The sequence below is a fragment of the Pseudomonas sp. 14A genome (assembly GCF_018132745.1).
Taxonomy (GTDB): Bacteria; Pseudomonadota; Gammaproteobacteria; order Pseudomonadales; family Pseudomonadaceae; genus Aquipseudomonas; species Aquipseudomonas mercuritolerans.
On record NZ_JAGRQJ010000018.1, the window covers coordinates 79182 to 104613 of the forward strand.

Consider the following 25432-nt stretch of genomic DNA (forward strand, 5'->3'; position numbering starts at 1 on the left):
GCATCTTTTCCTATACTCAGACGCGAATCCTGCGTCGGGTCGTCAACAAGGTCAGCCATGAACAAGAACAACCGCCATCCTGCAGACGGAAAAAAACCAGTCACCATTTTCGGTCCGGACTTTCCGTTCGCGTTTGACGACTGGATCGAGCATCCCGCCGGGCTGGGCAGCATTCCCGAGCAACACCATGGCGCCGAGGTGGCGATTGTCGGTGCAGGCATTGCCGGTCTGGTGGCTGCGTATGAACTGATGAAACTCGGTTTGAAGCCGGTGGTGTACGAGGCGTCGAAACTCGGTGGTCGTCTGCGCTCGCAGGCCTTCAACGGCACCGATGCTATCGTCGCCGAGCTCGGTGGCATGCGCTTTCCGGTGTCCTCCACCGCGTTCTATCACTACGTCGACAAGCTCGGCCTGGAAACCAAGCCTTTTCCCAACCCGTTGACCGGCGCTTCTGGTAGCACCGTGATCGATCTGGAAGGCGAAACCTATTACGCCGAAAGCCTGAAGGATCTTCCTGCTTTGTTCCAGGAAGTCGCTGACGCCTGGGCAGATGCGCTGGAAGCCGGTTCGCAGTTCTCCGATATCCAGCAAGCCATTCGCGATCGCGATGTGCCGCGCCTGAAAGAGCTGTGGAACAAGCTGGTGCCGCTGTGGGACGACCGAACCTTTTATGACTTCGTCGCCACCTCCAAGGCCTTCGCCAAACTGTCGTTCCAGCACCGCGAAGTGTTCGGTCAGGTCGGTTTCGGCACCGGCGGCTGGGATTCGGACTTCCCCAATTCGATGCTGGAAATCTTCCGCGTGGTGATGACCAATTGCGACGATCACCAGCACCTGGTGGTCGGTGGCGTCGAGCAGGTGCCGCAGGGCATCTGGCGCCATGTGCCGGAACGCTGCGTGCACTGGCCGGCCGGCACCAGCCTGAAATCCCTGCACCGTGGCGCGCCGCGTTCCGGTGTGAAGAAAATTGCTCACGCACCGGAGGGCCGTTTCGCCGTAACCGACAACAACGGTGACACCCGTGAATATGCCGCTGTGCTGACTACCTGCCAGAGCTGGTTGTTGACCACTCAAATCGAGTGCGACGAAACCCTGTTCTCGCAGAAGATGTGGATGGCCCTCGACCGCACGCGCTACATGCAGTCGTCGAAGACCTTCGTGATGGTCGATCGGCCGTTCTGGAAAGACAAGGATCCGGAGACCGGCCGCGACGTGATGAGCATGACCCTCACCGATCGCCTGACCCGTGGCACCTATCTGTTCGACAACGGCGACGACAAGCCGGGGGTGATCTGCCTGTCGTATTCGTGGATGAGCGACGCGTTGAAAATGCTCCCGCATCCGGTGGAAAAACGCGTTGAGCTGGCCTTGAACGCACTGAAAAAGATCTACCCGAAAGTCGACATCGCCGCGCGCATCATCGGCGATCCGATCACCGTGTCGTGGGAAGCCGATCCGTATTTCCTCGGAGCTTTCAAAGGCGCCCTGCCCGGCCATTACCGCTACAACCAGCGCATGTATGCGCACTTCATGCAGGACGACATGCCGGCCGAGCAACGCGGAATTTTTATCGCTGGCGACGACGTGTCGTGGACACCGGCGTGGGTCGAAGGCGCGGTGCAGACTTCGCTCAACGCGGTGTGGGGCATCATGAAACATTTCGGCGGCTCGACACATAAAGAGAACCCGGGCCCGGGTGATGTGTTCAAAGACATCGGCCCTATCGCCCTGCCCGAGTAAGAGGATTCCCCGATGCGCGTAGCCGTTTACCAATGTCCACCGCTGCCACTGGACCCCGTCGCCAACCTGCAGCGCCTGCATCAGGTAGCGATGGAGGCCAAGGGCGCCGACTTGCTGGTGCTGCCGGAGATGTTCATGACCGGCTACAACATCGGCGCCGAAGCGGTCAGCACGCTGGCCGAGGTCTACAACGGTGAATGGGCGCAGCAGATCGGCCGGATTGCCAAGGCTGCGGGTCTGGCGATCGTTTACGGTTACCCGGAGCGCACCGCCGACGGGCAGATCTACAACGCCGTGCAACTGATCGACGCCCATGGCGAGCGCCTGTGCAATTACCGCAAGTCACACCTGTTCGGCGACCTCGACCGGTCGATGTTCAGCCCCGGTGACTCCGACTTGCCGGTGGTTGAATTGAACGGCTGGAAGCTCGGCTTCCTGATCTGCTACGACCTGGAGTTTCCGGAAAACGCGCGGCGCCTGGCCTTGGCCGGCGCCGAGCTGATTGTGGTGCCGACGGCGAACATGATTCCGTTCGATTTCGTCGCCGATGTCACCGTGCGCGCCCGCGCTTTCGAAAACCAGTGCTACGTGGCTTACGCCAATTACTGCGGGCATGAAGGCGAGATTCAGTACTGCGGGCAAAGCAGCATCGCCGCGCCGGACGGTAGCCAAATCGCGCTGGCAGGTCTGGACGAAGCGTTGATCGTCGGTGAGCTGGACCGCCAACGGATGAACGACTCACGCCAGGCCAACCGCTACCTCAGCGATCGCCGTCCAGAGCTTTACGGCGCGCTCAACCGCCGCTAATCCGCTAGCATGGGCACTTCACTGTTCTGGAAGTGCCCATGCCTGCGTCGACTCATCCTCGCCCTCACACAGAAACCCTGGCCAACGGCTTGCGCGTGACCCTGCGCCACGCGCCCGGCCTCAAGCGCAGCGCTGCTGCGTTGCGCGTGACGGCCGGCAGCCATGACGTGCCGTTGGACTGGCCGGGGCTGGCGCATTTTCTTGAGCACTTGCTGTTTCTCGGCACCGAGCGTTTTCCCACGGACGAAGGGCTGATGGCCTACGTGCAACGTCACGGCGGGCAGGTGAATGCCAGCACCCGCGAGCGCACTACGGATTTTTTCTTCGAGTTGCCTGTGTCGGCCTTCAGCGCGGGGCTCGAGCGTCTGTCAGACATGCTCGCCCGGCCACGTATGAATCTGGACGATCAACTGCGTGAACGGGAAGTCCTGCAGGCCGAATTCGTCGCCTGGTCGCAGGATCCGACAGCGCAACAGCAGTTTGCCTTGTATGAAGGTTTATCAGCGGAGCATCCGTTGCGCGGTTTTCATGCGGGCAATCGGGACAGTTTGCAGGTCGAATCGCCTGGGTTTCAGTTGGCATTGAAAGATTTCCATCAGCGGTTTTATCGAACCGGGCAAATGAACCTCAGCCTGGTCGGTCCGCAGAGTGTTGATGAATTGCGGGAGCTGGCGCAGCAATTCGCAGCGGTTTTGCCGGTTGGGGATAAAGTTGCCCAGGCCGCACCGCCACCGTTGGCAGTGAAAAGTTATCAACAGGTTGGCGCTCACACGAACCTGTTATTTGCTTTCGATGCCTTGCCCGAGTCACCCGCCGAGGCGATGGCCTTTCTCTGCCATTGGTTGAACAGCGCCAAACCCGGTGGATTGCTTGCACATTTGCGCCAGCAAAAACTGGCAGATGGTTTGAAAGCCGCGCCGCTTTATCAATTTGCCGGGCAAGCAATGCTGCATCTTCAATTCAATGCCGACGGCGAGCAGTTGAACGCCATTCACGAACAGCTGCTGGATTGGCTGAGCTTCTTCGCCCGTCAGGACTGGACGCCGTTGCGCGAGGAATACGCCGCCCTGCTTCAGCGCCAGCAGCAAGTCAGCGGCGCATTGCAACTGGCGCGAACCGACATCGAGCAGCATGCATTCGGCCTGTCCGAATCAGCTGCCGCCGCGCTTGAGCGCATCCTGCGGGAAATCGGCGTTGTGGATAACTTCAGCGAACAGTGGCGCCTGCCCGCAGCCAATCCTTTCCTGCGCGCCAGTGAACCGCTGGCCAACGCCGGGCTGATTCGCGGCCAGACCAGCGCCCACCGTGGCCTGCGCACCTTCGCCCAGGATCGCTCGCGCAGTCGTCGCGAGCGATCGCCGATGCAGTTCAGCCAGGCGCTGCCGGACAACAGCGATGAGGGCGCGATTTACCTGCGCTGGCAGGTCGAGGCGGCAGCCAGCGCAGATCTGCTCTCCAGATTGCAGCGCAGTCTGCGCCAGACCCGACAGGATGCGTCCGAAGCCGGAGTGGACTTGTCTTTCAGCGCCACAGGTAACCAATGCCTGCTGAAAATGACCGGATTACAGGAACCGATGCCCAGCGTCCTCGAGCATGCGCTGAAATGTCTGACGATGATCGACGCCGATTCGCCGCGCGACGAGGTGCAGATACCGTCGATGCCGATCCGCCAACTACTCGAAGCGTTGCCGGAAAAATGCCTGCCCATGATTGAAACCAGCGATGACGCCCATCAGCTGTGGACAACTTCGCGCTGGGACGACCTAGCTCTAGGCCTTTACCAACAAACCCAATCAGCCTTGGGCCTGGCGCTGAGCCGCATTCCCGGCACACCGGACAATCAGCTACCGGTGACACCGATCACCCAAGCCCAGTACCACTGGAGCCAGATCAACACGGCCTCCAGCGAACACGCCTTGCTGCTGGTCTGCCCGACTGCCAGCCGCGACATCGCTGATGAAGCTGCATGGCGCCTTCTGGCTCAGGTGTGCCAGACGCCTTTTTACCAGCGCCTGCGTGTCGAATTGCAATTGGGGTACGCCGTGTTCAGCGCGCTGCGTCAGTTGCATGGCAGGACTGCGATTGTCTTTGGCGTGCAATCGCCGACGACTGCGGCGGGCAAGTTGCTCGAATACATGCATGAGTTTTTCAATGGCATTCCCGCGTTGATCGAAACGCTCGATGACGCAAGCCTCAAGCAACAGCGCCAAAGCCTCGCCGATCAGTTCGACGATGCCACACTGTCCAGCAGCGATGCTGCCGAGCTGCTGTGGCAAGGCAAACTTGCCGGCCATTCGTCGGATTACCGTGAGCAGTTGGTCGCGGCGATCCAGCAGCTGAATCGCCAGGCCTTGCTCGATGCTGCGCAACGTCTGATCAATGCCGAGGGCGGCTGGCATTGCCTGGCCAATGAATCGATGCCGGACGCGCCGTGGCCAGCGACAAACTGATCATTACCGAGGCTGCAAGGAGCTTTCTCAAAGATTCACGGGTCACGCCGTTGAAATTTTGAGTAACATAGCCGCCTAACTAATTGGAACATCATCGCGCTGCCGTGGACTATAACTATGGATAGCGCTATCCCAACCCTCAGAAGGAGACATCTCATGGCCTGGACCAAACCTGCTTACACCGACCTGCGTATCGGCTTCGAAGTCACCATGTACTTCGCCAGCCGCTGAGTTCTGCTAACGCAGAATCGCAGTGCAACGCCTCGGCTCGCCGAGGCGTTTTATTTTCCGCGTTGAAATGATGGAGCGTTCATGTTCGTCCAGATTCTGGGTTCGGCCGCCGGTGGCGGTTTTCCGCAGTGGAACTGCAACTGCGTCAACTGCGCAGGCTTTCGCGACGGCAGCCTGAATGCCAAGGCCCGCACCCAATCGTCCATCGCCATTTCCGATGACGGCGTGAACTGGGTGCTGTGCAATGCCTCGCCGGACATCCGCGCGCAACTGCAAAGCTTCGCCCCGATGCAACCGGGCCGGGCCCTGCGCGACACCGGCATCAGCGCGATCATCCTGATGGACAGCCAGATCGACCACACCACCGGCCTGCTCAGCCTGCGCGAAGGCTGCCCGCATCAGGTCTGGTGCACGGACATGGTTCACGAAGACCTCAGCACCGGTTTTCCCCTGTTCAAGATGCTCACCCACTGGAACGGCGGGCTGGACTGGAACCGTATCGAGCTCGACCAGAGCTTCACCGTAGCGGCCTGCCCGAACCTGCGTTTCACCCCGCTGCCATTGCGCAGCGCCGCGCCGCCGTATTCGCCGCACCGTTTCGATCCGCATCCGGGCGACAACATCGGTTTGATCGTTGAAGACCTCAACACCGGCGGCAAGCTGTTCTACGCGCCGGGGCTGGGCAAGGTCGATGCGCCGCTGCTGGAAATCATGGCGGGCAGCGATTGCCTGCTGGTCGACGGCACGCTGTGGGATGACGATGAAATGCAGCGCCGTGGCGTCGGCACCCGCACCGGTCGCGAGATGGGCCATCTGGCGCAGAACGGCCCCGGCGGCATGCTGGAAGTGCTGGAGCAGTTGCCCGAGCAGCGCAAGGTACTTATCCACATCAACAACACCAACCCGATCCTCGACGAGGATTCCCCGCAGCGTGCGGAGCTGGTGCGGCGTAATGTTGAAGTGGCGTTTGATGGCATGAGTATCGTGCTTTAAGCAATCGAGACCGCTGCGCGGTCTATCGCGAGCAGGCTCGCTCCCACATTGGAATGCGATCAACTGTGGGAGCGAGCCTGCTCGCGAAGAGGCCAGCACAGACACCAGAGATTTCCAGGGTTGTTCCCGGAGAACAGAGATGACCGACACCCCGCTGTCCCCCGCCGAATTCGAAGCGGCCCTGCGCGCCAAAGGCGCCTACTACCACATCTACCACCCGTACCACGTGGCGATGTACGAGGGCCGTGCGACCCGCGAGCAGATTCAGGGCTGGGTCGCCAACCGCTTCTACTATCAGGTGAACATCCCCCTGAAAGACGCGGCGATCCTCGCCAACTGCCCGGATCGGGAAATCCGTCGCGAGTGGATTCAGCGCTTGCTCGACCACGACGGCGCACCCGGTGAAGATGGCGGCATCGAAGCCTGGCTGCGTCTGGGCCAGGCTGTTGGCCTCGACCCGGAGCAATTGCGCTCCCAGGAACTGGTGCTGCCCGGCGTGCGTTTCGCTGTCGATGCATACGTCAACTTCGCCCGTCGCGCCAGTTGGCAGGAAGCCGCCAGCAGCTCGCTGACCGAATTGTTCGCGCCGCAGATCCACCAGTCGCGCCTCGACAGCTGGCCGCAGCATTACCCGTGGATCGACCCGGCCGGCTACGAATACTTCCGCACCCGTCTCGGTCAGGCGCGGCGTGACGTCGAACATGGGCTGGCGATCACGCTTGAGCACTACAAGACTCGCGAAGGCCAGGAGCGCATGCTGGAAATTCTCCAGTTCAAACTGGACATTCTTTGGAGCATGCTCGATGCCATGAGCATGGCTTATGAACTGAACCGTCCGCCGTATCACAGCGTGACTGAACAACGGGTCTGGCATAAAGGAATCACCTTATGAGTTTCGACCGCAGCCAAGTGCCGAAATGGCGCCCGGGCTATCGTTTCCAGTACGAACCGGCGCAAAAAGGCCATGTCTTGCTGTACCCGGAAGGCATGATCAAGCTCAACGAAACGGCCGCGCTGATCGGCGGCCTGATTGATGGCGAGCGCGATGTTGCGGCGATCATCGCCAACCTCGAAGAGCAGTTCCCCGACGTGCCCGAGCTTGGTGACGACGTCGAGCAATTCATGGAGGTTGCCCGTGAGCAACACTGGCTCACCCTTGGCTGATCTGCCGGCCAAACCGCAAGTCGGCCTGCCGCTGTGGCTGCTCGCCGAGCTGACCTACCGCTGCCCGCTGCAATGCCCGTACTGCTCCAATCCGCTGGATTTCGCCGAGCAGGGCAAAGAGCTGACCACCGAACAATGGATCAAGGTGTTCCGCGAAGCGCGGGAGATGGGCGCGGCGCAATTGGGCTTTTCCGGCGGCGAACCGTTGGTGCGCCAGGACTTGGCCGAACTGATCCGTGAAGCGCGGCAGTTGGGTTTCTATACCAACCTGATCACCTCCGGCATTGGCCTGACCGAGCAGAAAATCAGCGACTTCAAAAAAGCCGGGCTCGATCACATCCAAATCAGTTTTCAGGCCAGCGACGAGCAAGTGAACAACCTGCTCGCCGGCTCGAAAAAGGCCTTTGCGCAGAAGCTGGAAATGGCTCGTGCGGTGAAGGCCCACGGCTACCCGATGGTGCTGAACTTCGTCACCCATCGGCACAACATCGACAAGATCGACCGCATTATCGAACTGTGCATTGCGCTGGAGGCTGACTTCGTCGAACTCGCCACTTGCCAGTTCTACGGCTGGGCGCAGCTCAACCGTGTCGGTCTGTTGCCGACCAAGGAACAACTGGTGCGCGCCGAACGCATCACCAACGAATACCGGGCCAGGCTGGAAGCCGAAGGGCATCCCTGCAAGCTGATTTTCGTCACCCCGGATTACTACGAAGAACGCCCGAAAGCCTGCATGAACGGCTGGGGCAGCATCTTCCTGACCGTCACGCCGGACGGCACCGCCCTGCCCTGCCATGGCGCCCGCCAGATGCCGGTGCAGTTTCCCAACGTGCGCGATCACAGCATGCAACACATCTGGTACGACTCGTTCGGCTTCAACCGTTTTCGCGGTTACGACTGGATGCCCGAGCCGTGCCGCTCTTGCGACGAGAAAGAAAAAGACTTCGGCGGCTGCCGCTGCCAGGCGTTCATGCTCACCGGCGATGCCAGTAATGCCGACCCGGTGTGCAGCAAGTCCGAACATCACGGCGTGATCCTCAAGGCCCGCGAAGAAGCCGAGACCGCCACCCAAACCATCGAACAACTGGCCTTTCGCAATGAACGAAACTCACGCCTCATCGCCAAGGGCTGAGCCTTTCAGCGCCGCCCAGGCCGTCGCTGCCGGGACAGACTTCGCCGAACTGCAGCTCGGCGCCCATGGTGTGTTCTGGAATGAATATCGCCCCGAGGATGCCGCGTGCCGAATCTGGCATTGGCGTGATGGCGTGGCGAAACGTCTGACGCCGGACGGCTTCAGCGTGCGTAGCCGCGTGTACGAATATGGCGGTGGTGCGTTTTGTCTGACGCCTGACGGGGTGGTTTTCGTCAATGAAGCGGATCAGCAGATGTATCGGCAGGCGCTGGATGGCGAGCCGGTCGCGCTGACATCGACTGACTGCCGCTACGGCGATCTGCAATTCGCCGCTGGCCGGGTGTTGGCGGTCGAAGAGCAGCAGGATCGACATCGCCTGGTGGCGATTGATCTGGCGAGCGGTACGCGACAGGTGCTGGCCGAGGGTGCGGATTTCTATGCATCGCCAACGCTGAGCCCGGACGGCCAGCGGTTGGCATGGATCGAGTGGAGCCGACCGCATCAGCCGTGGACCTCGACGCGGTTGATGGTCGCGCAAGGCGATTTTTCTGCGCCTCGTTGTGTTGCCGGTGAGCAGATTGAGGAGTCGATCCAACAGCCGCGCTTCGACGCGGACGGCCGGCTCTACTGCCTGACAGATCGTGGCGGCTACTGGCAGGCGTGGGTCGAAACGTCCGATGGCTTGCACGCGCTACCGAGTGCAGAGGCCGATCACGCGCCCGCGCCCTGGCAACTGGGCGGCTGCACTTGGCTGCCTGTCGGTGATCAATTCTTAGCCAGCTGGAGCGAGGATGGTTTCGGTCGCCTGGCCCTTGGAGTTGAAGATTTCAGCGGTGGCTACAGCCGCTTCCGCCACCTGGCGATGGATCAACAGTTCATCTATTGCATTGCCGCATCGCCGGTGAGCCCGTCAGCAGTGATTGCCATTGATCGTGTCTCTCATGCAGCGAAAATCCTCGCTGGCGGCGTGGCTCCATTGCCCGCCGAACGCATCAGCCGTCCGCAGACCTTGCGTTATCCGAGCGGCTCCGGCGAGGCGCACGGCTTCTTCTACCCGGCCATGAGCGGTGAAGCGAAACCGCCGCTGGTGGTGTTTATCCACGGCGGCCCGACGTCGGCGTGCTATCCGATCCTCGATCCGCGCATCCAGTACTGGACGCAGCGCGGTTTCGCCGTCGCCGACCTCAACTATCGCGGCAGCAGTGGCTATGGTCGTGAATATCGGCAAGCGCTACATCTGCGCTGGGGCGAGGTGGATGTCGAGGATGCCTGCGCGGTGGTCAGCTATCTCGCTGGCCAAGGTTTGATCGATGGTGACCGCGCGTTCATTCGCGGTGGCAGCGCGGGCGGGTACACGACACTGTGCGCGCTTGCGTTCAGACAGGTTTTCCGCGCAGGTGCCAGCCTCTACGGCGTCAGCGACCCGGTGGCTTTGGCACGGGCCACGCACAAGTTCGAGGGCGATTATCTGGACTGGCTGATCGGCGATCCCGAGCGAGATGCCGAACGCTATGCCGCCCGCACGCCATTACTGCACGCAGACAACATTCGCGTGCCGGTGATTTTCTTTCAAGGTGAACTGGACGCGGTGGTCGTGCCGCAACAGACCCGCGACATGGTCGCGGCGCTGGAGCACAACGGCATCCCTGTCGAAGCGCATTACTACCCTGACGAACGCCACGGCTTTCGTCGCGCGGCTAACCAGGCGCATGCGCTGGAGCGGGAATGGACGTTTTATCGGCGAGTGATGAGGCTGGTTGACTGAAAACCGTGTCGTCCCATTCGCGAGCAGGCTCGCTCCCACATTGGATCTGCGTCATTCACAAATCTCCTGTGGGAGCGAGCCTGCTCGCGAAAGCTATCTAATAGACGCTACCGGACTCAACGCTTGGCGATGATATACACCGCATGCACGATCCCCGGAATGTAGCCGCACAACGTCAGCAGAATGTTCAGCCAGAACGCCCCGCCAAACCCGACCTGCAGAAACACGCCCAGTGGCGGCAACAGAATAGCGATGATGATACGAATGAAATCCATGGGGCAGCTCCTGAATGGGGGTTGGCTCACTTGAGCCATACAAGCTAATCGACCTGCGCCGTTCGTCAGGGTTCAGTGCAATAGCTGCGTCAGGCTCAAGCGAGAATTTTCAACCCATGTTTTTGTACGATGCTCAGTAGTTTGAGCGCCATACCGCTGGGATGTTTGTCACCCGATTCCCATTGCTTGACCGTGGATGCACTGGTGTTGAGATAGCGTGCAAACACCGGCTGGCTGACCTTGTTACGCTCGCGTAGCGCCTTGATCTCCTCAGCCGGGATCGCTAAGGGAACCGATGCCAGACAGGAGTCATCGAATTCTCGCATCGTTGCTTTGTTGATTGCTCCGACAGCAAGCAACGCCCCGGCTGATTCGTGTATCGATTCAAAGACTTCACTTTTGAATTTCTTACTCATGACATATCTCCACAAACTCCTTCATCGCCAACAAGTCGCTGATCTGCTCTTCGGTCAGTTGCGCATAAACCTTTGCCAATTTACGTAAATCCTTCAATTCTGTTGGCGTGATATTGCTTTGATCCTGCTTGGCGAAAAGCACTTGGTAGATCCAGTAATGTCCACCTTTTGCCAAAACAATCGAACGGTGGCGGTTCGCCTTCAAGCGCTTCTTCCACACGCCTCCGCCAAGATCGTCCGCCTGTCCCTGAAGCATCTGGTGAAACGCCTCCTGCAACTCTTCATCTGTGATCCACGCCCTGCTGGCCTGGAGGGCGAAGCGTTTGGTCTTGAACAACCTCAATGGCATAGGTATCCCTTCCAAAAACATACCACCCAGTGGTACAGATCGCAAAACGGCTTTTTCGGTGATACTGATCAGGCCGTGGCCGCATCCCTTGCTGGCATTCTCTAAAAGACCATCCGCGGTACGATCCCTCAAGCTCTAAATCCCGTCTGTAAAACCCGGCCACAAAAAAACGCCCTACGCCAAAAGAATCAGGCGTGGGGCGTGCGTTATACCGCGAGACGGTTCGGGTAATCGGTTGGAGCTGCTCAGCTCAGACGGCAATGCCCTTGCGGCATTGCAACTGGGCGGTGCGCACTCGCGAGAAGGCGCGGCCCAGGCGCAGCAGCATTTCGTCGATGTTGGCTTTGCCGACAGTGAGGGCCGGGGTGAAGCGCAGGCAGTCAGGCTGCGCGGCGTTCAATATCAGGCCTTCGTGAAGTGCGGCGTGAACGACGGCGTCGGCGCATTCGTCGGACAGCGTCAACCCGTAAAACAGGCCTTGGCCGCGCAACTCGCCGTGACCGTAGCGGTGCGCCAGTCGCGCCAGGCCTTCGCGCAGGTGCTGGCCGTTGTCGTTGACCTGCTGAAAGAAGCTGCGGTCATGGATGCTGTCGAGCACTACCAGACCGGCCGCCGTGATCAAGGCGTTGCCGTGATGGGTGCCGCTCAGCTCGCCAGTGGCGAAGCAGCAGGCCTTGCCTCGCGCCAGCAAGGCCGACAGCGGCAAGCCGCCGCCAAGGCCTTTGCCGAGCACGACGATATCGGCGCGAATCCCGTAGGACTGTTCGGCGAGCAAGCTGCCGCAGCGGCCCAGACCAGTTTGCACTTCGTCGAGAATCAGCAGAATGCTCAGGTCACGACACAGTCGCTCGACCCCTTTGAGGTAGTGCTCGGTCGCCGGAATGACCCCGGCATCGCTCTGGATCGGCTCCAGCATGATCGCCACGGTCTGCGCATCAACCGCCGCATGCAGCGCCGGCAAGTCGTTGAATGGCACTCGATCGACCGTCGACAGACTGCGGCCATGGCAGCCCTGCTGCGCCACGATGATCCGCGAAGCGCCGCCACGATGCAGTTGCCCCCATTTGCGCGCCAGTTTGATCGCCGCGTCACAAGCCTCGCTGCCACTGTTGAGCAGGTACGCCTGATCGCTGGACGTACTGGCGCACAAACGTTCGGCCAGGCTGAGCATGCCGCGATTGTGCAGATTGAAGCCTGGATTGATCAGCGCCTGGGCCTGATTGGCGATGGCTTTGACCAGCGCCATGGGGCTGTGGCCAAGGCTGTTGGCGCCGCCGGCCTGGGAAAAGTCGAGGTAGGCGCGATCGTTGCTGTCCCACAGCCATGAACCCTGGCCGCGAACGAACACTTGATGCGGCCGCTCGACACTGGGCATCAGGCGTTGGGCATTGAGATGGTCGGTCATAGCGGATGGCCCCGCCTCTAAGCAGAGGTCATCCAGACTCGGCGTCTGGCGCCGCAAACTGAACAGATTCATGCAGAAAAACCTCGCTTGAGGTTTTTTGAACTGCCTATGTAATCACGAACGAAGCAAATGGAATTCGTCACGCTTTCTGGCCCTGCAAGCCTTGTGAATGCGGTTAGACTAGGCGCGCAAACGGCTTCAGGCCATTTCGATTTTTCAGCCATTTCGATAAGCGCTACTTATGGATTTCAAACAACTGCGTTATTTCGTCGCGGTCTACGAAGAAGGCCATGTCGGCCGTGCGGCTGAGCGCTTGTCGATCTCGCAACCGGCGCTGTCGCAACAGATCCGTCAGCTGGAGCAGAATCTCGACGTCACCCTGTTCGAACGCAGCAGTAAACGCCTGCTGCCGACCCTCGCTGCGCACACGCTGTACAACCACGCGTTGCCGCTGCTCGATGGCTTGCAGCGGGCGCGCGAGGCGTTGGGTAATTTCAAGGGGCAGGCGTTGCGCACCCTGGCGATCGGTGTGCTGCAAACGGTGCACACCAGCCTTGTGCCGCAAATGCTCGAGCGTGTGCGCAAGGCGCAGCCGCATCTGGTGGTGCAGATCTATGAACTGACCGGGCTGGAAATCGAGCGGCGTCTGCTCAATGGTTCGCTGGACATCGGCATCAGCTATCTGCCGCCGCGCCAACCCGGTCTGCACGGGGTGTTGCTGTATGAAGACGAACTGACGCTGGTGATCCCGGCAGACCATCCCTTGCGCGAGTTCAAGAAGGTCTCGATGCGCCAGGCTGCTGAGCTGCCCATGTTGCTGCTCGGCGAAGAGTTCCAGATCCGGCAGATCTGGCAGGCACAACTGACCAGCCTCGGTCGACGCCCGCAGGTGCAGGCCGAGCTGAACAATATGTTGGGGATTCTCGACAGCCTGCCGCACACCCGGCTGGCGACGGTGCTGCCGGGACGTTCGCAAAAGGAATACGACGATGGCGATCTGCTGTGGAAACCGCTGAGCGAACCACGGGTGCCGTTGAAAGTTGGCCTGGTGTGCCGCGATGTACAGCGCCAGCAGGCCTCGCTGGCACTGCTGCGGACATTGCTTGAAGAGGTAATCGATCGCGAAATGAAGCCGCCTCTCGATCCGCTTGCCTGAAACTTTTCTTCAGGCAAAAGAAAACCCCGCCGAAGCGGGGCTTTGCAGACTGTTTCCCTGACATCCATTTCACTCCGCCACCCTGGCAGAATCCTACGTGTCCGTGTTGTTTACTTTGCGCTTCCTGCGCGACGTCCATGAAATGTAGATTAGCCGTGGATCCAATATACGGATATGGGAGAACAGCAGCACGTCACGTAAGCAAATGCTTACATGACGTCTACGGGATCAAAACTGCGCCGCATCCAGCAGGAACAGCGACTCGCTACCGGCCTTGACCGACGCGCTCAACGAGTGGATACGCGGCAGCAAACGGGCGAAATAGAAGCGTGCGGTGCCCAGCTTGCTCGCATAGAAATCATCTTGCGCTTCCTTGCCCAGCGAGGCTTTGGCCATCAACGCCCACATGTAGGCGTAAGCGGTGTATCCGAACGCTTGCAAATATTCGACCGAGGCCGCGCCGATTTCGTTCGGATTGTTTTTCGCCCGGTCCAGCAGCCACGCGGTCAGCTCGTCGAGGGTGTCGACGGCATCGTTCAACGGCTTGGTGAACTCGCCCAGATCAGCACTGGCGGTAGCGGTGAAATGGCGGATCTCTTCAGCGAACAACTGGTAGAACGCGCCGCCACTGCCAACGATCTTGCGCCCGACCAGGTCCAGCGCCTGAATACCGTTGGTGCCTTCGTAGATCTGGGTGATGCGCACGTCACGCACCAGTTGCTCCTGGCCCCACTCGCGGATGTAGCCGTGGCCGCCGAAAATCTGCTGGCCGTGGACGGTGGTTTCCAGACCCAGGTCGGTCAGGAACGCTTTCGCTACCGGCGTCAGCAACGCCACCAGATCTTCCGCGCGCTTGCGGGTGGTCGCATCTTCGCTGAACTTGGCGGTATCCAGTTGCATCGCCACATACGTGGAGAACGCACGACCGCCTTCGTTCGAGGCTTTCATGGTCAGCAGCATGCGCCGCACGTCCGGGTGGACGATGATCGGGTCAGCGACTTTGTCCTTGTTCTGCGCGCCGGTCGGCGAACGGCTCTGCAGACGATCGCGCGCATATTCAACAGCGTTCTGATAAGAGCGCTCGCCGGTGGCCAGGCCCTGAATGCCAACGCCCAGGCGCTCGTAGTTCATCATGGTGAACATCGCCGCCAGGCCTTTGTTGGGCTCGCCGACCAGATAGCCGACGGCTTCGTCGAAGTTCATCACGCAGGTCGCCGAAGCCTGGATGCCCATCTTGTGTTCGATCGAACCGCAATTGGCCGGGTTACGCGCACCAAGGCTGCCGTCGGCATTGACCATGAACTTTGGCACCAAAAACAGCGAAATGCCTTTCGGACCGGCCGGGGCGTCCGGCAGCTTGGCCAGTACCAGATGAATGATGTTTTCGGTGAGGTCGTGCTCGCCGCCGGTGATGAAGATCTTGGTGCCGCTGACCGTGTAGGAACCGTCAGCCTGAGGTTCGGCTTTGGTGCGGATGATGCCCAGGTCGGTACCGGCGTGCGGCTCGGTCAGGCACATGGAACCGGCCCAGATGCCGGCGTACATGTTCGGCAGGTACGCAGCTTTCAGTTCTTCACTGGCGTGGGCGTTGATCGACAGGCAGGCGCCGGCGGTCAGCATCGGGTACAGACCGAACGCCAGGCTGGCGGAGTTGACCATTTCTTCGACCTGCGCCGACACGGCTTTGGGCATGCCCATGCCGCCGTAGGCCGGATCACCGCCGACGCCGACCCAACCGCCTTCGGCATAAGTCTGATAGGCCTGTGGGAAACCGGCCGGCGTGGTGACGGCACCGTCCGCCCAATGGCAACCTTCCTCGTCAGCGGCACGGCTCAGCGGCGCGATGCTTTTGCTGGTGACCTTGCCGGCCTCTTCGAGAATCGCTTCAACGGTTTCGGCATCGACGGTCTCGGCCAGCGCTGGCAGCTCGGCCCAGAGTTTGGCGACTTCGAACACTTCATTGAGGACGAAGCGCATATCGCGCAGCGGCGCTTTGTAGTCAGCCATGGCAAACCTCGCAAGATCTAAACAGGTGATTCGTGGAATGATGTTTTCGTTGAGCCCGAGTGTACCTCAACAACTTTTGCGACACATAGGGTCAACCGGTGACTGATTTGTTATTTTTAGTCACCACAAAAAATCGCAACCTCGCCAGCTCCTTCAGACAAAACGCGATCCGGTGGAGCTGCCGAAGGCTGCGATCTTTTGATCTGCCCTATAAAGCAAACGCCTGCGCGGGCAAATTCATCAAACAATCACTGCCTGCCTCGATCGCTGCCTGATGCGCAGCCGTGCGCGGCAACAAACGCTTGAAGTAGAACTCGCACGTCGCCAGTTTGCCTTTGAGGAAATCAGCCTCACCCTCGCCCGCCTCCAACTGTGCCTGGGCAACCAACGCCATGCGCAGCCACAGGTAGCCAAGGATGATGTAGCCGCTGTACATCAGATAATCGACCGATGCGGCACCGACTTCGTCCGGGTTCTTCATGGCGGCCATGCCGACCTTCATGGTCAGGTCGCCCCACTGTTGATTGAGCCCGTTGAGTTGCGCGACGAAGCTGCCCAGTTGGGGATGGTCGGCGTTCGCTGCGCAGAACTTGTGGACGATTTTGGTAAAGCCGCGCAGCAGCTTGCCCTGACTGCCCAGCACCTTGCGCCCAAGCAGGTCCAGCGCTTGAATGCCGTTGGTGCCCTCATAGATCGGCGCAATCCGGCAATCGCGCACCAGTTGCTCCATGCCCCACTCGCGAATGAAACCGTGGCCGCCAAACACCTGCATGCCGTGGTTGGTCACTTCCAGCCCGGTGTCGGTCATGAACGCCTTGCAGATCGGCGTGAGGAACGCCAACAGGTCTTCGGCCTCCTGACGCGCCTCGGCGTCGCTGCTCAGGTGCGCGACATCGAGCATCTGCGCGGTGAAATAGGTCAGCGCGCGGTTGCCTTCGTTGAAGGCTTTCATGGTCAGCAACATGCGCCGCACATCGGGGTGGACGATGATCGGATCGGCAGGTTTTTCCGGAGCCTTGGCGCCGGTCAGCGCGCGCATCTGCAGGCGGTCATTGGCGTACTTGATCGCGCCCTGAAAACTCGCCTCGCCCAGACACAGCCCTTGCATGCCAGTGCCGAGGCGCGCGTGGTTCATCATGGTGAACATGCAGTTGAGGCCTTTGTTCGGCTCGCCGATCAGGTAACCGGTGGCGGCATCGAAGTTCAGCACGCAGGTGGCTGAAGCCTTGATGCCCATCTTGTGCTCGATCGAGCCGCAGGAAACGCCATTGCGCTCACCCGCTTCGCCTGCTGCATCGGGCAGAAACTTGGGCACGATAAACAGGGAAATGCCCTTGGTTCCGGCCGGTGCGTCCGGCAGCTTGGCCAGGACCAGATGGATGATGTTGTCGCTCAGGTCATGCTCGCCGGCGGAAATGAAAATCTTGCTGCCGGTGATCGCGTAGCTGCCGTCGGCCCGTGGCACCGCGCGGGTCTTGATGATGCCCAGATCAGTGCCGCAGTGGGCTTCGGTCAGGCACATGGTGCCGGTCCACTGGCCGGCGGTGAGTTTGCTCAGGTAAGTGTCTTTCTGCTCGGCGGTGCCGTGGGCGTGAATCGCCGACATAGCGCCGTGGGTCAGGCCGGGGTACATGCCCCAGGACGTGTTGCTGGAGCCGACCATTTCGCTGATCACCAGCCCCAGCGAGCTCGGCAACCCTTGGCCACCGTAAGCCGGATCAGCCGCCAAACCGTGCCAGCCGCCCTCGACATATTGTGCGAAGGCCTGCTTGAAGCCTGTAGGCGTTGTCACCACACCGTTGTCGAAATGGCAGCCCTCTTCATCGCCGCTGCGATTGAGCGGGGCCAGAACGTTCTCGCAGAACTTCGCGCCTTCTTCGAGGATCGCGCTGATCATGTCCGGGCTGGCGTCATGCGCGCCGAGACTGGCGTAGCTGGTATGGAAGTCGAAGACGTGATCGATCAGAAAGCGCATGTCGCGCAGGGGAGCTTTGTACTCGGGCATGGTGGCTTCTCCGTCAGCAGATTCCTCAAACCTACTGCTGGCCATCACGCGCGACAATCACTGTACAGGCGCTGAATGCGCCGTCATCACTCAACCCGCAGCAGTGTCCATGCGCACCGCGCCACGGCGGTTCTGCCCGAATGCCATGACGCAGTTACGCCCGGCGCCCTTGGCGCTGTACAACGCCTGGTCGGCGGACTTGAGCACTTCTTCGGGAGTGCGCTGCTCGACACGTTCGGCGACACCGATACTCACCGTCACCGACACTGCCGACGCCCCGGAACCGCTGCGGCGCTGGCGCCCTTGCTGGTCGTCCTGCGGGCGGTTTTCCTGGTTGCGCAACTGAATGCTGTAGGAAGCGATCGACTCACGAATCACTTCCAGGTGCGGCATGCACTCCTCAAGGGTTTTGCCTGCAAACACCAAGGCAAATTCCTCACCGCCGTAGCGATACGCCCTACCGCCGCCACTGATTTTCGACAGCTTGCTCGCAACCAGACGCAAGACCTGATCACCGACATCGTGGCCGTGGGTGTCGTTGAATTTCTTGAAGTGATCGACATCGCTCATCGCCAGCACATAGTTGCGCCCCAGACGCTGCATGCGCTCGTTGAGCGCGCGACGGCCCGGCAGACCGGTGAGCTCATCGCGGAAGGCCATTTGATAGGCCTCATGCGCAACCGCCGCGGCGATCATCAGCATCACCTGGCTGCACATGATGTTCAGGGTGAACGGCAGAATGAAGGTCTTCGGCAGCATCCAGAACACCCCGAGCAAGCCGACCAGTTGCGCCGCGTGCAGCGGACGCGGGTTGCGCCAGTATTGCCAGGCCAGGAGCAGGAAGGCCGAGATGAACACCGGATAGGACAACTGGATCAGACTCATCCATGCGCCATGCAGCGCCGGCCAGCGAATCTCCGACAGCCACAGCAGCAGCGCCTGTGGGTAACTTTGCTCCAGGCCCAGCGCCACGCTGCCGAATGCCAGCAGCACAGCGAACCGCGCAACCATGTCCTGAAAGAGATGGGTTCGTTCCTGCCATGCGGCGAATAATCCAAACAACAACGGCAGCAGCAGGCAGACCAGATGAAACACCACCGCAGCGTCTTCGCGAACCTTGCCGTTGTCGCGGTAGAAATCGGTCTGGGTGTCCAGCAGAAAGTAGGCGATGTACACCGTGAGCATCAGAAACAGTTCGCGCTGACGCCGATACACCGCGCAATACGCCCCGCCCAGCAGCAGGACCAGGGTCGGCAGGACGTTGAACAGGGACGTGAAAAACACGCTGAGGTCTTTGACATACGCAGCCGCCAGCCCCGCAAGCAATAACAGCAGTGATGGCAGGAAATGGCTGAAACGTACAGCGGAAGAACGCGGCAAGGGTAAGCTCCGACCCGTCATAGCAAAGAGATGGCATTGTGCCTGCAAAGTGCGGCCAAGCCCATACAATGTGATCCAGATCACACACGGTCTCTGTAACGGCCGGAAGCTCGACTATCTGAGCGATCCGCCAATAAAAAAACCGCTGCCCCCCTAACGGGAGCAGCGGTTTTCGTCAGACTGCGTTAAGGCTTAGTAGCCCAGCGCGAAGTCTTCTTCTTTCATGTCCATCAGGTTGCCAGCACCCGACAGCATAGTGGCCACGTGCGTACGGGTACGCGGCAGGATGCGCTGGAAGTAGAAGCGCGCGGTTTGCAGCTTGGCGGTGTAGAACGCCTCGTCGCTGGTGCCGGCAGCCAGTTTTTCCGCAGCCAGACGCGCCATGTCAGCCCAGAAGTAGGCCAGGCAGGCATAACCGGAGTACATCAGGTAGTCCACGGAGGCCGCGCCGACTTCTTCGCGATCTTTCATGGCCGCCATACCAACCTTCATGGTCAGCTCGCCCCACTCTTTATTCAGTGCAGCCAGTGGCGCGACGAATTCCTGGACGGCTTCGTTGCCTTCGTTGGTCTGGCAGAACTTGTGGACGATCTTGGTGAAGCCTTTCAAAGCTTCGCCTTGAGTCATCAGCACTTTACGGCCGAGCAGGTCGAGAGCCTGGATGCCGGTGGTGCCTTCGTACAGCATCGAAATGCGGCTGTCGCGAACGTTCTGCTCCATGCCCCACTCGGCGATGAAGCCGTGGCCGCCGTAGATCTGCACGCCGTGGTTGGCGGCTTCAAAACCGACTTCGGTCATGAACGCTTTGGCGATCGGGGTCATGAACGCCAGCAGCGCGTCGGCCTTCTTCTTCTCTTCTTCATCGACGCCGTATTTGACGATGTCGACCTGCTTCGCAGTGAAGTACACCATCGCGCGGTTGCCTTCGGCGAACGCCTTCATGGTCAACAGCATGCGGCGCACGTCCGGGTGGACGATGATCGGGTCAGCGGCTTTGTCCGGCGCTTTCGGGCCAGTCAGCGAGCGCATTTGCAGGCGATCACGAGCGTATTTCAGACCGCCCTGGAAGCCGATTTCGGCGTGAGCCAGACCTTGCAGCGCGGTACCGAGACGAGCGGTGTTCATGAAGGTGAACATGCAGTTCAGGCCTTTGTTCGCCGGGCCGATCAGGTAACCGGTGGCGCCGTCGAAGTTCATCACGCAGGTGGCGTTGCCGTGGATGCCCATCTTGTGTTCCAGCGAACCGCAGCTCACTGCGTTGCGCGCGCCAATGGTGCCATCGGCGTTTGGCAGGAACTTTGGAACGATGAACAGCGAGATGCCTTTGGTACCAGCCGGTGCATCCGGTAGACGCGCCAGTACGATGTGGACGATGTTATCGGCCATGTCGTGTTCACCGGCCGAGATGAAGATCTTGGTGCCGGAAACTTTGTAGGAACCGTCGGCCTGAGGCTCGGCCTTGGTGCGCAGCATGCCCAGGTCGGTGCCGCAGTGCGGTTCGGTCAGGCACATGGTGCCGGTCCATTCGCCGGAGACCAGTTTGGTCAGATAGGCTTCCTGCTGCTCAGGGGTGCCGTGCTCGGAGATGGTGTTCATCGCACCGTGCGACAGTCCTGGGTACATGCCCCACGACCAGTTGGCTTCGCCGACCATTTCGCTGACCGCCAGGCCCAGCGACTCAGGCAGACCTTGGCCGCCATGCTCGACGTCGTGGGCCAGGCTTGGCCAGCCGCCTTCGACGAATTGCTTGTACGCCTCTTTGAAGCCAGTCGGGGTTTTCACGCCGGACTCGCTCCAGGTGCAGCCTTCGATGTCGCCCACGCGGTTCAGCGGCGCCAGTACCTGCTCACAAAACTTGGCGCCTTCCTCGAGGATGGCGTCAACCATGTCCGGCGTGGCATCTGCGCACGCTGGCAGGCTCTGATAGTGCGCTTCGTAGCCGAGCAGCTCGTCACGAACGAAGCGAATATCACGCAAGGGGGCCTTGTAGTCAGGCATAGCGATAAACCTCTGCTGATGTAACCGGGAATGAACGACCGTGTTGAGTTGTTGTGACGGTCAAACAGTTGTTTGAAACATACGTTTACGCCGAAATCTTGTCAAGCGTCGTTCTTTTGCCGTTCGTCATCAGTTTTGCCAAATGTCGAAGACGACAAATCGCCGCGACTTCAAACAAGCCACGAGCGTTGAAGAAAGATTAGTTGAGCAAGAAGGACTTAAACGAAAAACGCCGCGACAGGGCGCGGCGTTTCGAGGTCTACAACAATTTCGATCAGGCGAAGGTATCGATGATCGTCCCGAGCACTTCGTCGGAAGCCTTGGCCACCTTCACACCCAGCTCTGCCTGGATCTTGCCCTGCGACAGCTCGACGATATTGCTCGTCAGATCCGATTCTTGTGCGCGATCCACACCGCGCAGGCGATTGACCTGCACTTCGGACGACTGGCTGGTCACCGAACGTTCGATAGTGTTATTGGCGATCTGACTGGCAGCCTGATCGACGCGGTTCTGCCCGGACTGAATCGAGCTCAGCCCCGCATAAAAAGCTGTGTTACCTGAGATTTCCATAGTCGCTCTCATCCTTGCAAAGGATCAATGGTCGCCATTGAAGCAGACGCGCCGGCAAAACGCCCGTCAAAAACACTAATGGCACAGTGCCTGTTCATAGCGAGAAACTTAATCGAGCAAATCCAGTTGCAAATGCTCGGCCACCGCTTCGGCGCTCAACGCCTTGAGTTTTGGCACCCGCCCCAGGCACGGCGCGGGGATGCGCTCGGCCAGGGTCGCAAGGTTTTCCTCAAGCCGCGAAGTTTTCGGATCGATGATATTCGCCACCCACCCCGCCAATTGCAGGCCATCGCGGGCAATCGCCTCGGCGGTCAGCAACGCATGACTGATGCACCCCAGCCTCACGCCCACCACCAGAATCACTGGCAGCTTCAGTGCGATCGCCAGGTCCGAGAGATTGTCCTGATCGGCCAACGGCACCCGCCAGCCGCCCGCGCCTTCGATCAGGGTGAAATCGGCGTTCATCGCTAGAATCCCGCGCATTGGCGCCAGCAGCGATTGCACCGTCAGCGCCACACCTTCTTCGCACGCCGCCAGATGCGGAGCGATCGCTGGCTCAAACGCCACCGGGTTGACCTGTTGATAAGTCAGCGGCAACGAACATTCGGCCAGCAGCGCCAGGGCGTCGGAATTGCGCAAGCCCTTGGGCGTGACGTCGCAACCCGATGCCACCGGTTTGCCCGCCGCCGTGCTCAAGCCTGCCGACCGCGCAGCATGGAGCAATCCGGCAGCGACGGTGGTCTTGCCGACATCGGTGTCGGTACCGGTGATGAAATAGGCTGCGCTCATAGAGGTTTCTCCAACACGGCGTACACCACCTGATACGTTGCCGGCAGCCCCGACGCCTGACGGAACCGCTCATACGCGTCGATCAGCCCGAGAATCCGCGCCCGTCCTGTCAAACCGCCCGGCCGCCCGGGATTCAGATTATGCGCGCCCAGCGCCTTCAGCTCGTGAGTCAGGCTGCGCACATCCGGGTAATGCAACACGTGCGGCTGATTCTCCAGCGCCAAAATGCGCATGCCACTGCCGGCACATAACTGTTCATAGCGGGCGAACTCGCGGAAGCGATTGACGTGCACCAACCCGTCGACCTGCTGCCAACTCTCACGCAACTCGAACAACGTTCCTGTACACAGACTAGCAAAGGCAAAAATCCCGCCCGGTTTCAGCACGCGCAAGGCTTCGCTGAGCACCGCCTCGAAGTCGGCGCACCACTGCACCGCGAGACTGGAGAAAATCAGATCGACGCTCGCATCCTGCAACGGTAGCCGTTCGGCATCGCCGGCAATGAAATGCTCAGCGCCACCCAACGGCCGTGCGTGATTGAGCATGCCCTCGGCGATGTCCAGCGCGACACCGCTGCCCTGGGTGAAACGCGAGGCCAGCGCGCGGGTGAAATAGCCAGTGCCGCAACCGAGATCGAGCCACCGCGACGGCATGAAACTCCCAGGCAAACGCTCAAGCAGCTGCGTGCCGACGTCACGCTGAAACTCGGCGACGCTGTCGTAACTGGCCGCAGCACGAGAAAAAGACGCCGCCACCTGGCGCTTGTCGGGCAAGCCCCCAGGCAGCACAAGGGACAGGTCAGTCATCAGCGCACTCATGAAGAAAAGCCTGGATCGCGCCCGCGACTCCGTGCGGGTCTTCCAGCAGAAAAGCATGGCTGGCCTGTTCGATCAGACCAATTTCGATATCCGGCAACAGCTCGAACAATGCGCCGGCCGCTTCCGCCGGGACCAGCGCGTCCTGACCGCCGAACAGATGCAACTGCGGGCCGCGAAACCCCTGCAACGCCTGGCGCGTATCCAGTTGCGCAAGCAGCTCCAGACCCGCCATCAGCGCAGTCGGCGCGGCTGCCGGCGCACCACCGAGCAGCAACCGCGACAAGCCACGCGCGTCTGGTGAACCTTGCGCACATAAAAGAGAGAAGCGTTTGAGCGTGGTACGCGGATCGGCCTGGCAACCGGCAAGAAATGCATCGAAAGTCTCGCCGGGCATCGCGGTCGGCCATTGCTCATGGGCGACAAACGCAGGATTGCTCGCCAGCGTGAGCAGCCCGCAGCACGCCTCACCGCGTCGTGCCGCCAACTCAGACGCGAGCATGCCGCCCAGCGACCAGCCACCGAGCCAGACTTCCTGTGGAATGCGCGCATCGAGTTCGTCGAGCCAGTCTTCAAGATCAGCGGAATCCAGCTCCGGCAGCGGTTCGATCTCGACCTGCAGATGTTCGTCGAGGCCACGCAATGCTGCGGCCAGCGGCTCCAGCGGCGACACGCCGAGGCCCCAGCCGGGCAGCAGAATCAGACGATTACGCATGGCCTGGCTCCAATGACAATCGGGCGAAACAATCTGCCAACCCTTCCAGCAACAGTTGCACCTGCGCCTCGCTGTGGGCGGCGGTCAGAGTAACGCGCAACCGCGCGCTGCCGGCCGGCACGGTCGGTGGGCGAATTGCGGTCACCATCAAGCCGCGCTCGCGGAGCATTTGCGACAGTCGCACGGCGCGCCCGGCATCGCCGATCATGATCGGCTGGATCGGCGTGAAGCTGTCCATCAGTTCCAGTCCGATCTGCTCGGCGCCGTGGCGGAACTGGCGAATCAGCGTCTGCAAGTGTTCACGGCGCCAGTGTTCGCTGCGCAACAGCTCGAGGCTTTTCAGCGTCGCGCAGGCCAGCGCCGGCGGTTGGCTGGTGGTGTAGATGTACGGGCGGGCGAACTGGATCAGGCTTTCGATCAACTCTTCGCTGCCAGCGACAAAGGCCCCGGCGGTGCCGAAGGCTTTGCCGAGGGTACCGACCAGCACCGGCACATCGTCCTGATTCAAACCGAAATGCTCGACGCTGCCGCCACCGTTGGCGCCCAGCGGACCGAAGCCATGCGCGTCGTCGACCATCAGCCACGCGCCTCTGGCCTTGACCGCGCGGGCCAGCGCCGGCAGGTCGGCAATGTCACCGTCCATGCTGAATACACCATCGGTCACCACCAGCGTGTTGCCAGTGGCTTTCTCCAGGCGCTTGGCCAGACTCTCGGCGTCGTTGTGCAGATAGCGGTTGAAACGCGCGCCGGACAACAGGCCTGCGTCCAGCAACGAGGCGTGATTGAGCCGGTCTTCCAGCACCGTATCGCCCTGCCCGACCAGCGCGGTGACCGTGCCGAGGTTGGCCATATAGCCGGTGGTGAACAGCAGCGCACGTGGGCGTCCGGTCAGATCGGCGAGTGCTTCTTCCAGCGCGTGATGAGGGCTGCTGTGGCCGATCACCAGATGCGACGCGCCACCGCCGACACCCCAGCGCTCGGCACCGGCGCGCCAGGCTTCGATCACCTGCGGATGATTGGCCAGGCCCAGATAGTCGTTGTTGCAGAAAGCGAGCAGCGGTTGGCCGTCCACCACGACTTGCGGGCCTTGCGGCGAGTCGAGCAGCGGGCGCTGCCGGTAGAGGTTGTCGGCACGGCGGGCAGCAAGGCGTGCGGCGAGATCGAAAGACATGCAGGCCTCGATTTTCAAATGACACAGATCCCCTGTGGGAGCGAGCCTGCTCGCGAATGGGCGTCACATCCAACATGGATGTTGGCGGCCAAACCGCT

General features: G+C 60.7%; 23 protein-coding genes. 10 read left to right on the top strand and 13 right to left on the bottom strand.

The window, feature by feature from the left end; translation table 11 throughout:
• Nucleotides 1-57: 57 nt before the first annotated feature.
• The 9 genes from PS14A_RS22950 to PS14A_RS22990 all read left to right on the top strand — a co-directional run bounded on the left by PS14A_RS22950 (nucleotide 58) and on the right by PS14A_RS22990 (nucleotide 10282).
• Nucleotides 58-1740, top strand: a complete 1683-nt coding sequence (locus tag PS14A_RS22950) for an NAD(P)/FAD-dependent oxidoreductase (RefSeq protein ID WP_024014552.1) — start codon at nucleotides 58-60, stop codon at nucleotides 1738-1740.
• 12 nt (nucleotides 1741-1752) lie between these two features.
• Entirely contained in the window at nucleotides 1753-2547 is a 795-nt protein-coding gene (locus tag PS14A_RS22955) for a carbon-nitrogen hydrolase family protein (protein WP_212617287.1), read from the top strand.
• A gap of 38 nt (nucleotides 2548-2585) precedes the next feature.
• The gene (gene pqqF, locus PS14A_RS22960) at nucleotides 2586-4997 is read left to right on the top strand and encodes a pyrroloquinoline quinone biosynthesis protein PqqF (protein ID WP_212617288.1); all 2412 of its coding nucleotides are present in this window, start codon (nucleotides 2586-2588) and stop codon (nucleotides 4995-4997) included.
• 156 nt (nucleotides 4998-5153) lie between these two features.
• Nucleotides 5154-5228 carry a pyrroloquinoline quinone precursor peptide PqqA gene (gene pqqA / locus PS14A_RS22965; RefSeq protein ID WP_003444522.1) on the top strand — a complete coding sequence of 25 codons (75 nt, stop codon included), beginning with the start codon at nucleotides 5154-5156 and terminating at the stop codon, nucleotides 5226-5228.
• An 81-nt stretch (nucleotides 5229-5309) separates the two neighbouring features.
• Nucleotides 5310-6221, top strand: a complete 912-nt coding sequence (gene pqqB / locus PS14A_RS22970) for a pyrroloquinoline quinone biosynthesis protein PqqB (protein WP_212617289.1) — start codon at nucleotides 5310-5312, stop codon at nucleotides 6219-6221.
• Nucleotides 6222-6360: 139 nt separating this feature from the next.
• Nucleotides 6361-7113, top strand: coding sequence for a pyrroloquinoline-quinone synthase PqqC (gene pqqC, locus PS14A_RS22975; RefSeq protein ID WP_212617290.1), 753 nt, complete (start codon nucleotides 6361-6363; stop codon nucleotides 7111-7113).
• On the top strand, nucleotides 7110-7385 hold the full coding sequence (gene pqqD / locus PS14A_RS22980) for a pyrroloquinoline quinone biosynthesis peptide chaperone PqqD (RefSeq protein ID WP_212617291.1): 276 nt from the start codon (nucleotides 7110-7112) through the stop codon (nucleotides 7383-7385). Before pqqC ends, pqqD begins: the two co-directional genes overlap by 4 nt.
• Nucleotides 7357-8517, top strand: coding sequence for a pyrroloquinoline quinone biosynthesis protein PqqE (gene pqqE, locus PS14A_RS22985; RefSeq protein ID WP_122506064.1), 1161 nt, complete (start codon nucleotides 7357-7359; stop codon nucleotides 8515-8517). Before pqqD ends, pqqE begins: the two co-directional genes overlap by 29 nt.
• On the top strand, nucleotides 8483-10282 hold the full coding sequence (locus PS14A_RS22990; protein ID WP_212617292.1) for a S9 family peptidase: 1800 nt from the start codon (nucleotides 8483-8485) through the stop codon (nucleotides 10280-10282). The genes pqqE and PS14A_RS22990 overlap by 35 nt, the downstream gene beginning before the upstream one ends.
• A 116-nt stretch (nucleotides 10283-10398) precedes the next feature.
• Here the strand turns inward: PS14A_RS22990 and PS14A_RS22995 are convergent, their stop codons facing one another.
• The 4 genes from PS14A_RS22995 to PS14A_RS23010 all read right to left on the bottom strand — a co-directional run bounded on the left by PS14A_RS22995 (nucleotide 10399) and on the right by PS14A_RS23010 (nucleotide 12799).
• Entirely contained in the window at nucleotides 10399-10557 is a 159-nt protein-coding gene (locus tag PS14A_RS22995; protein ID WP_003228885.1) for a YqaE/Pmp3 family membrane protein, read from the bottom strand.
• Between the two features lie 95 nt (nucleotides 10558-10652).
• A complete protein-coding gene (locus PS14A_RS23000) occupies nucleotides 10653-10973 on the bottom strand; it encodes a DNA-binding transcriptional regulator (protein ID WP_039757682.1) in 321 nt (106 codons plus the stop codon).
• Nucleotides 10966-11322 carry a type II toxin-antitoxin system RelE/ParE family toxin gene (locus tag PS14A_RS23005; RefSeq protein ID WP_039757680.1) on the bottom strand — a complete coding sequence of 119 codons (357 nt, stop codon included), beginning with the start codon at nucleotides 11320-11322 and terminating at the stop codon, nucleotides 10966-10968. Before PS14A_RS23005 ends, PS14A_RS23000 begins: the two co-directional genes overlap by 8 nt.
• 250 nt (nucleotides 11323-11572) lie before the next feature.
• Nucleotides 11573-12799 carry an aminotransferase class III-fold pyridoxal phosphate-dependent enzyme gene (locus PS14A_RS23010; protein WP_212617293.1) on the bottom strand — a complete coding sequence of 409 codons (1227 nt, stop codon included), beginning with the start codon at nucleotides 12797-12799 and terminating at the stop codon, nucleotides 11573-11575.
• A gap of 169 nt (nucleotides 12800-12968) precedes the next feature.
• Between PS14A_RS23010 and PS14A_RS23015 the strand changes: the two genes are divergently transcribed.
• The gene (locus PS14A_RS23015) at nucleotides 12969-13883 is read left to right on the top strand and encodes a LysR family transcriptional regulator (protein WP_212617294.1); all 915 of its coding nucleotides are present in this window, start codon (nucleotides 12969-12971) and stop codon (nucleotides 13881-13883) included.
• Between the two features lie 228 nt (nucleotides 13884-14111).
• On the opposite strand, the gene PS14A_RS23020 is transcribed toward PS14A_RS23015, so the two are convergent.
• From PS14A_RS23020 to bioF, 9 genes are all read right to left on the bottom strand, one after another.
• Nucleotides 14112-15890 carry an acyl-CoA dehydrogenase C-terminal domain-containing protein gene (locus PS14A_RS23020; protein ID WP_212617295.1) on the bottom strand — a complete coding sequence of 593 codons (1779 nt, stop codon included), beginning with the start codon at nucleotides 15888-15890 and terminating at the stop codon, nucleotides 14112-14114.
• Between the two features lie 208 nt (nucleotides 15891-16098).
• Nucleotides 16099-17895, bottom strand: a complete 1797-nt coding sequence (locus PS14A_RS23025) for an acyl-CoA dehydrogenase C-terminal domain-containing protein (protein WP_212617296.1) — start codon at nucleotides 17893-17895, stop codon at nucleotides 16099-16101.
• Between the two features lie 90 nt (nucleotides 17896-17985).
• Entirely contained in the window at nucleotides 17986-19275 is a 1290-nt protein-coding gene (locus PS14A_RS23030) for a GGDEF domain-containing protein (protein ID WP_041476719.1), read from the bottom strand.
• A 192-nt stretch (nucleotides 19276-19467) separates the two neighbouring features.
• On the bottom strand, nucleotides 19468-21273 hold the full coding sequence (locus tag PS14A_RS23035) for a phenylacyl-CoA dehydrogenase (RefSeq protein WP_024014564.1): 1806 nt from the start codon (nucleotides 21271-21273) through the stop codon (nucleotides 19468-19470).
• A gap of 274 nt (nucleotides 21274-21547) precedes the next feature.
• Nucleotides 21548-21844 (bottom strand): pyrroloquinoline quinone biosynthesis protein PqqE, encoded by a 297-nt coding sequence (locus tag PS14A_RS23040; protein ID WP_071173831.1) that lies wholly within the window; start codon nucleotides 21842-21844, stop codon nucleotides 21548-21550.
• Between the two features lie 108 nt (nucleotides 21845-21952).
• Entirely contained in the window at nucleotides 21953-22633 is a 681-nt protein-coding gene (gene bioD, locus PS14A_RS23045) for a dethiobiotin synthase (protein ID WP_212617297.1), read from the bottom strand.
• Nucleotides 22630-23439, bottom strand: a complete 810-nt coding sequence (gene bioC / locus PS14A_RS23050; protein WP_212617298.1) for a malonyl-ACP O-methyltransferase BioC — start codon at nucleotides 23437-23439, stop codon at nucleotides 22630-22632. Before bioC ends, bioD begins: the two co-directional genes overlap by 4 nt.
• Nucleotides 23432-24163: an alpha/beta fold hydrolase gene (locus tag PS14A_RS23055; RefSeq protein ID WP_212617299.1), complete on the bottom strand. Its 732-nt coding sequence runs from the start codon at nucleotides 24161-24163 to the stop codon at nucleotides 23432-23434. The genes bioC and PS14A_RS23055 overlap by 8 nt, the downstream gene beginning before the upstream one ends.
• Complete coding sequence (gene bioF / locus PS14A_RS23060; protein ID WP_212617300.1) at nucleotides 24156-25334, bottom strand: 8-amino-7-oxononanoate synthase; 1179 nt, start codon at nucleotides 25332-25334, stop codon at nucleotides 24156-24158. The genes PS14A_RS23055 and bioF overlap by 8 nt, the downstream gene beginning before the upstream one ends.
• Nucleotides 25335-25432: the final 98 nt, after the last annotated feature.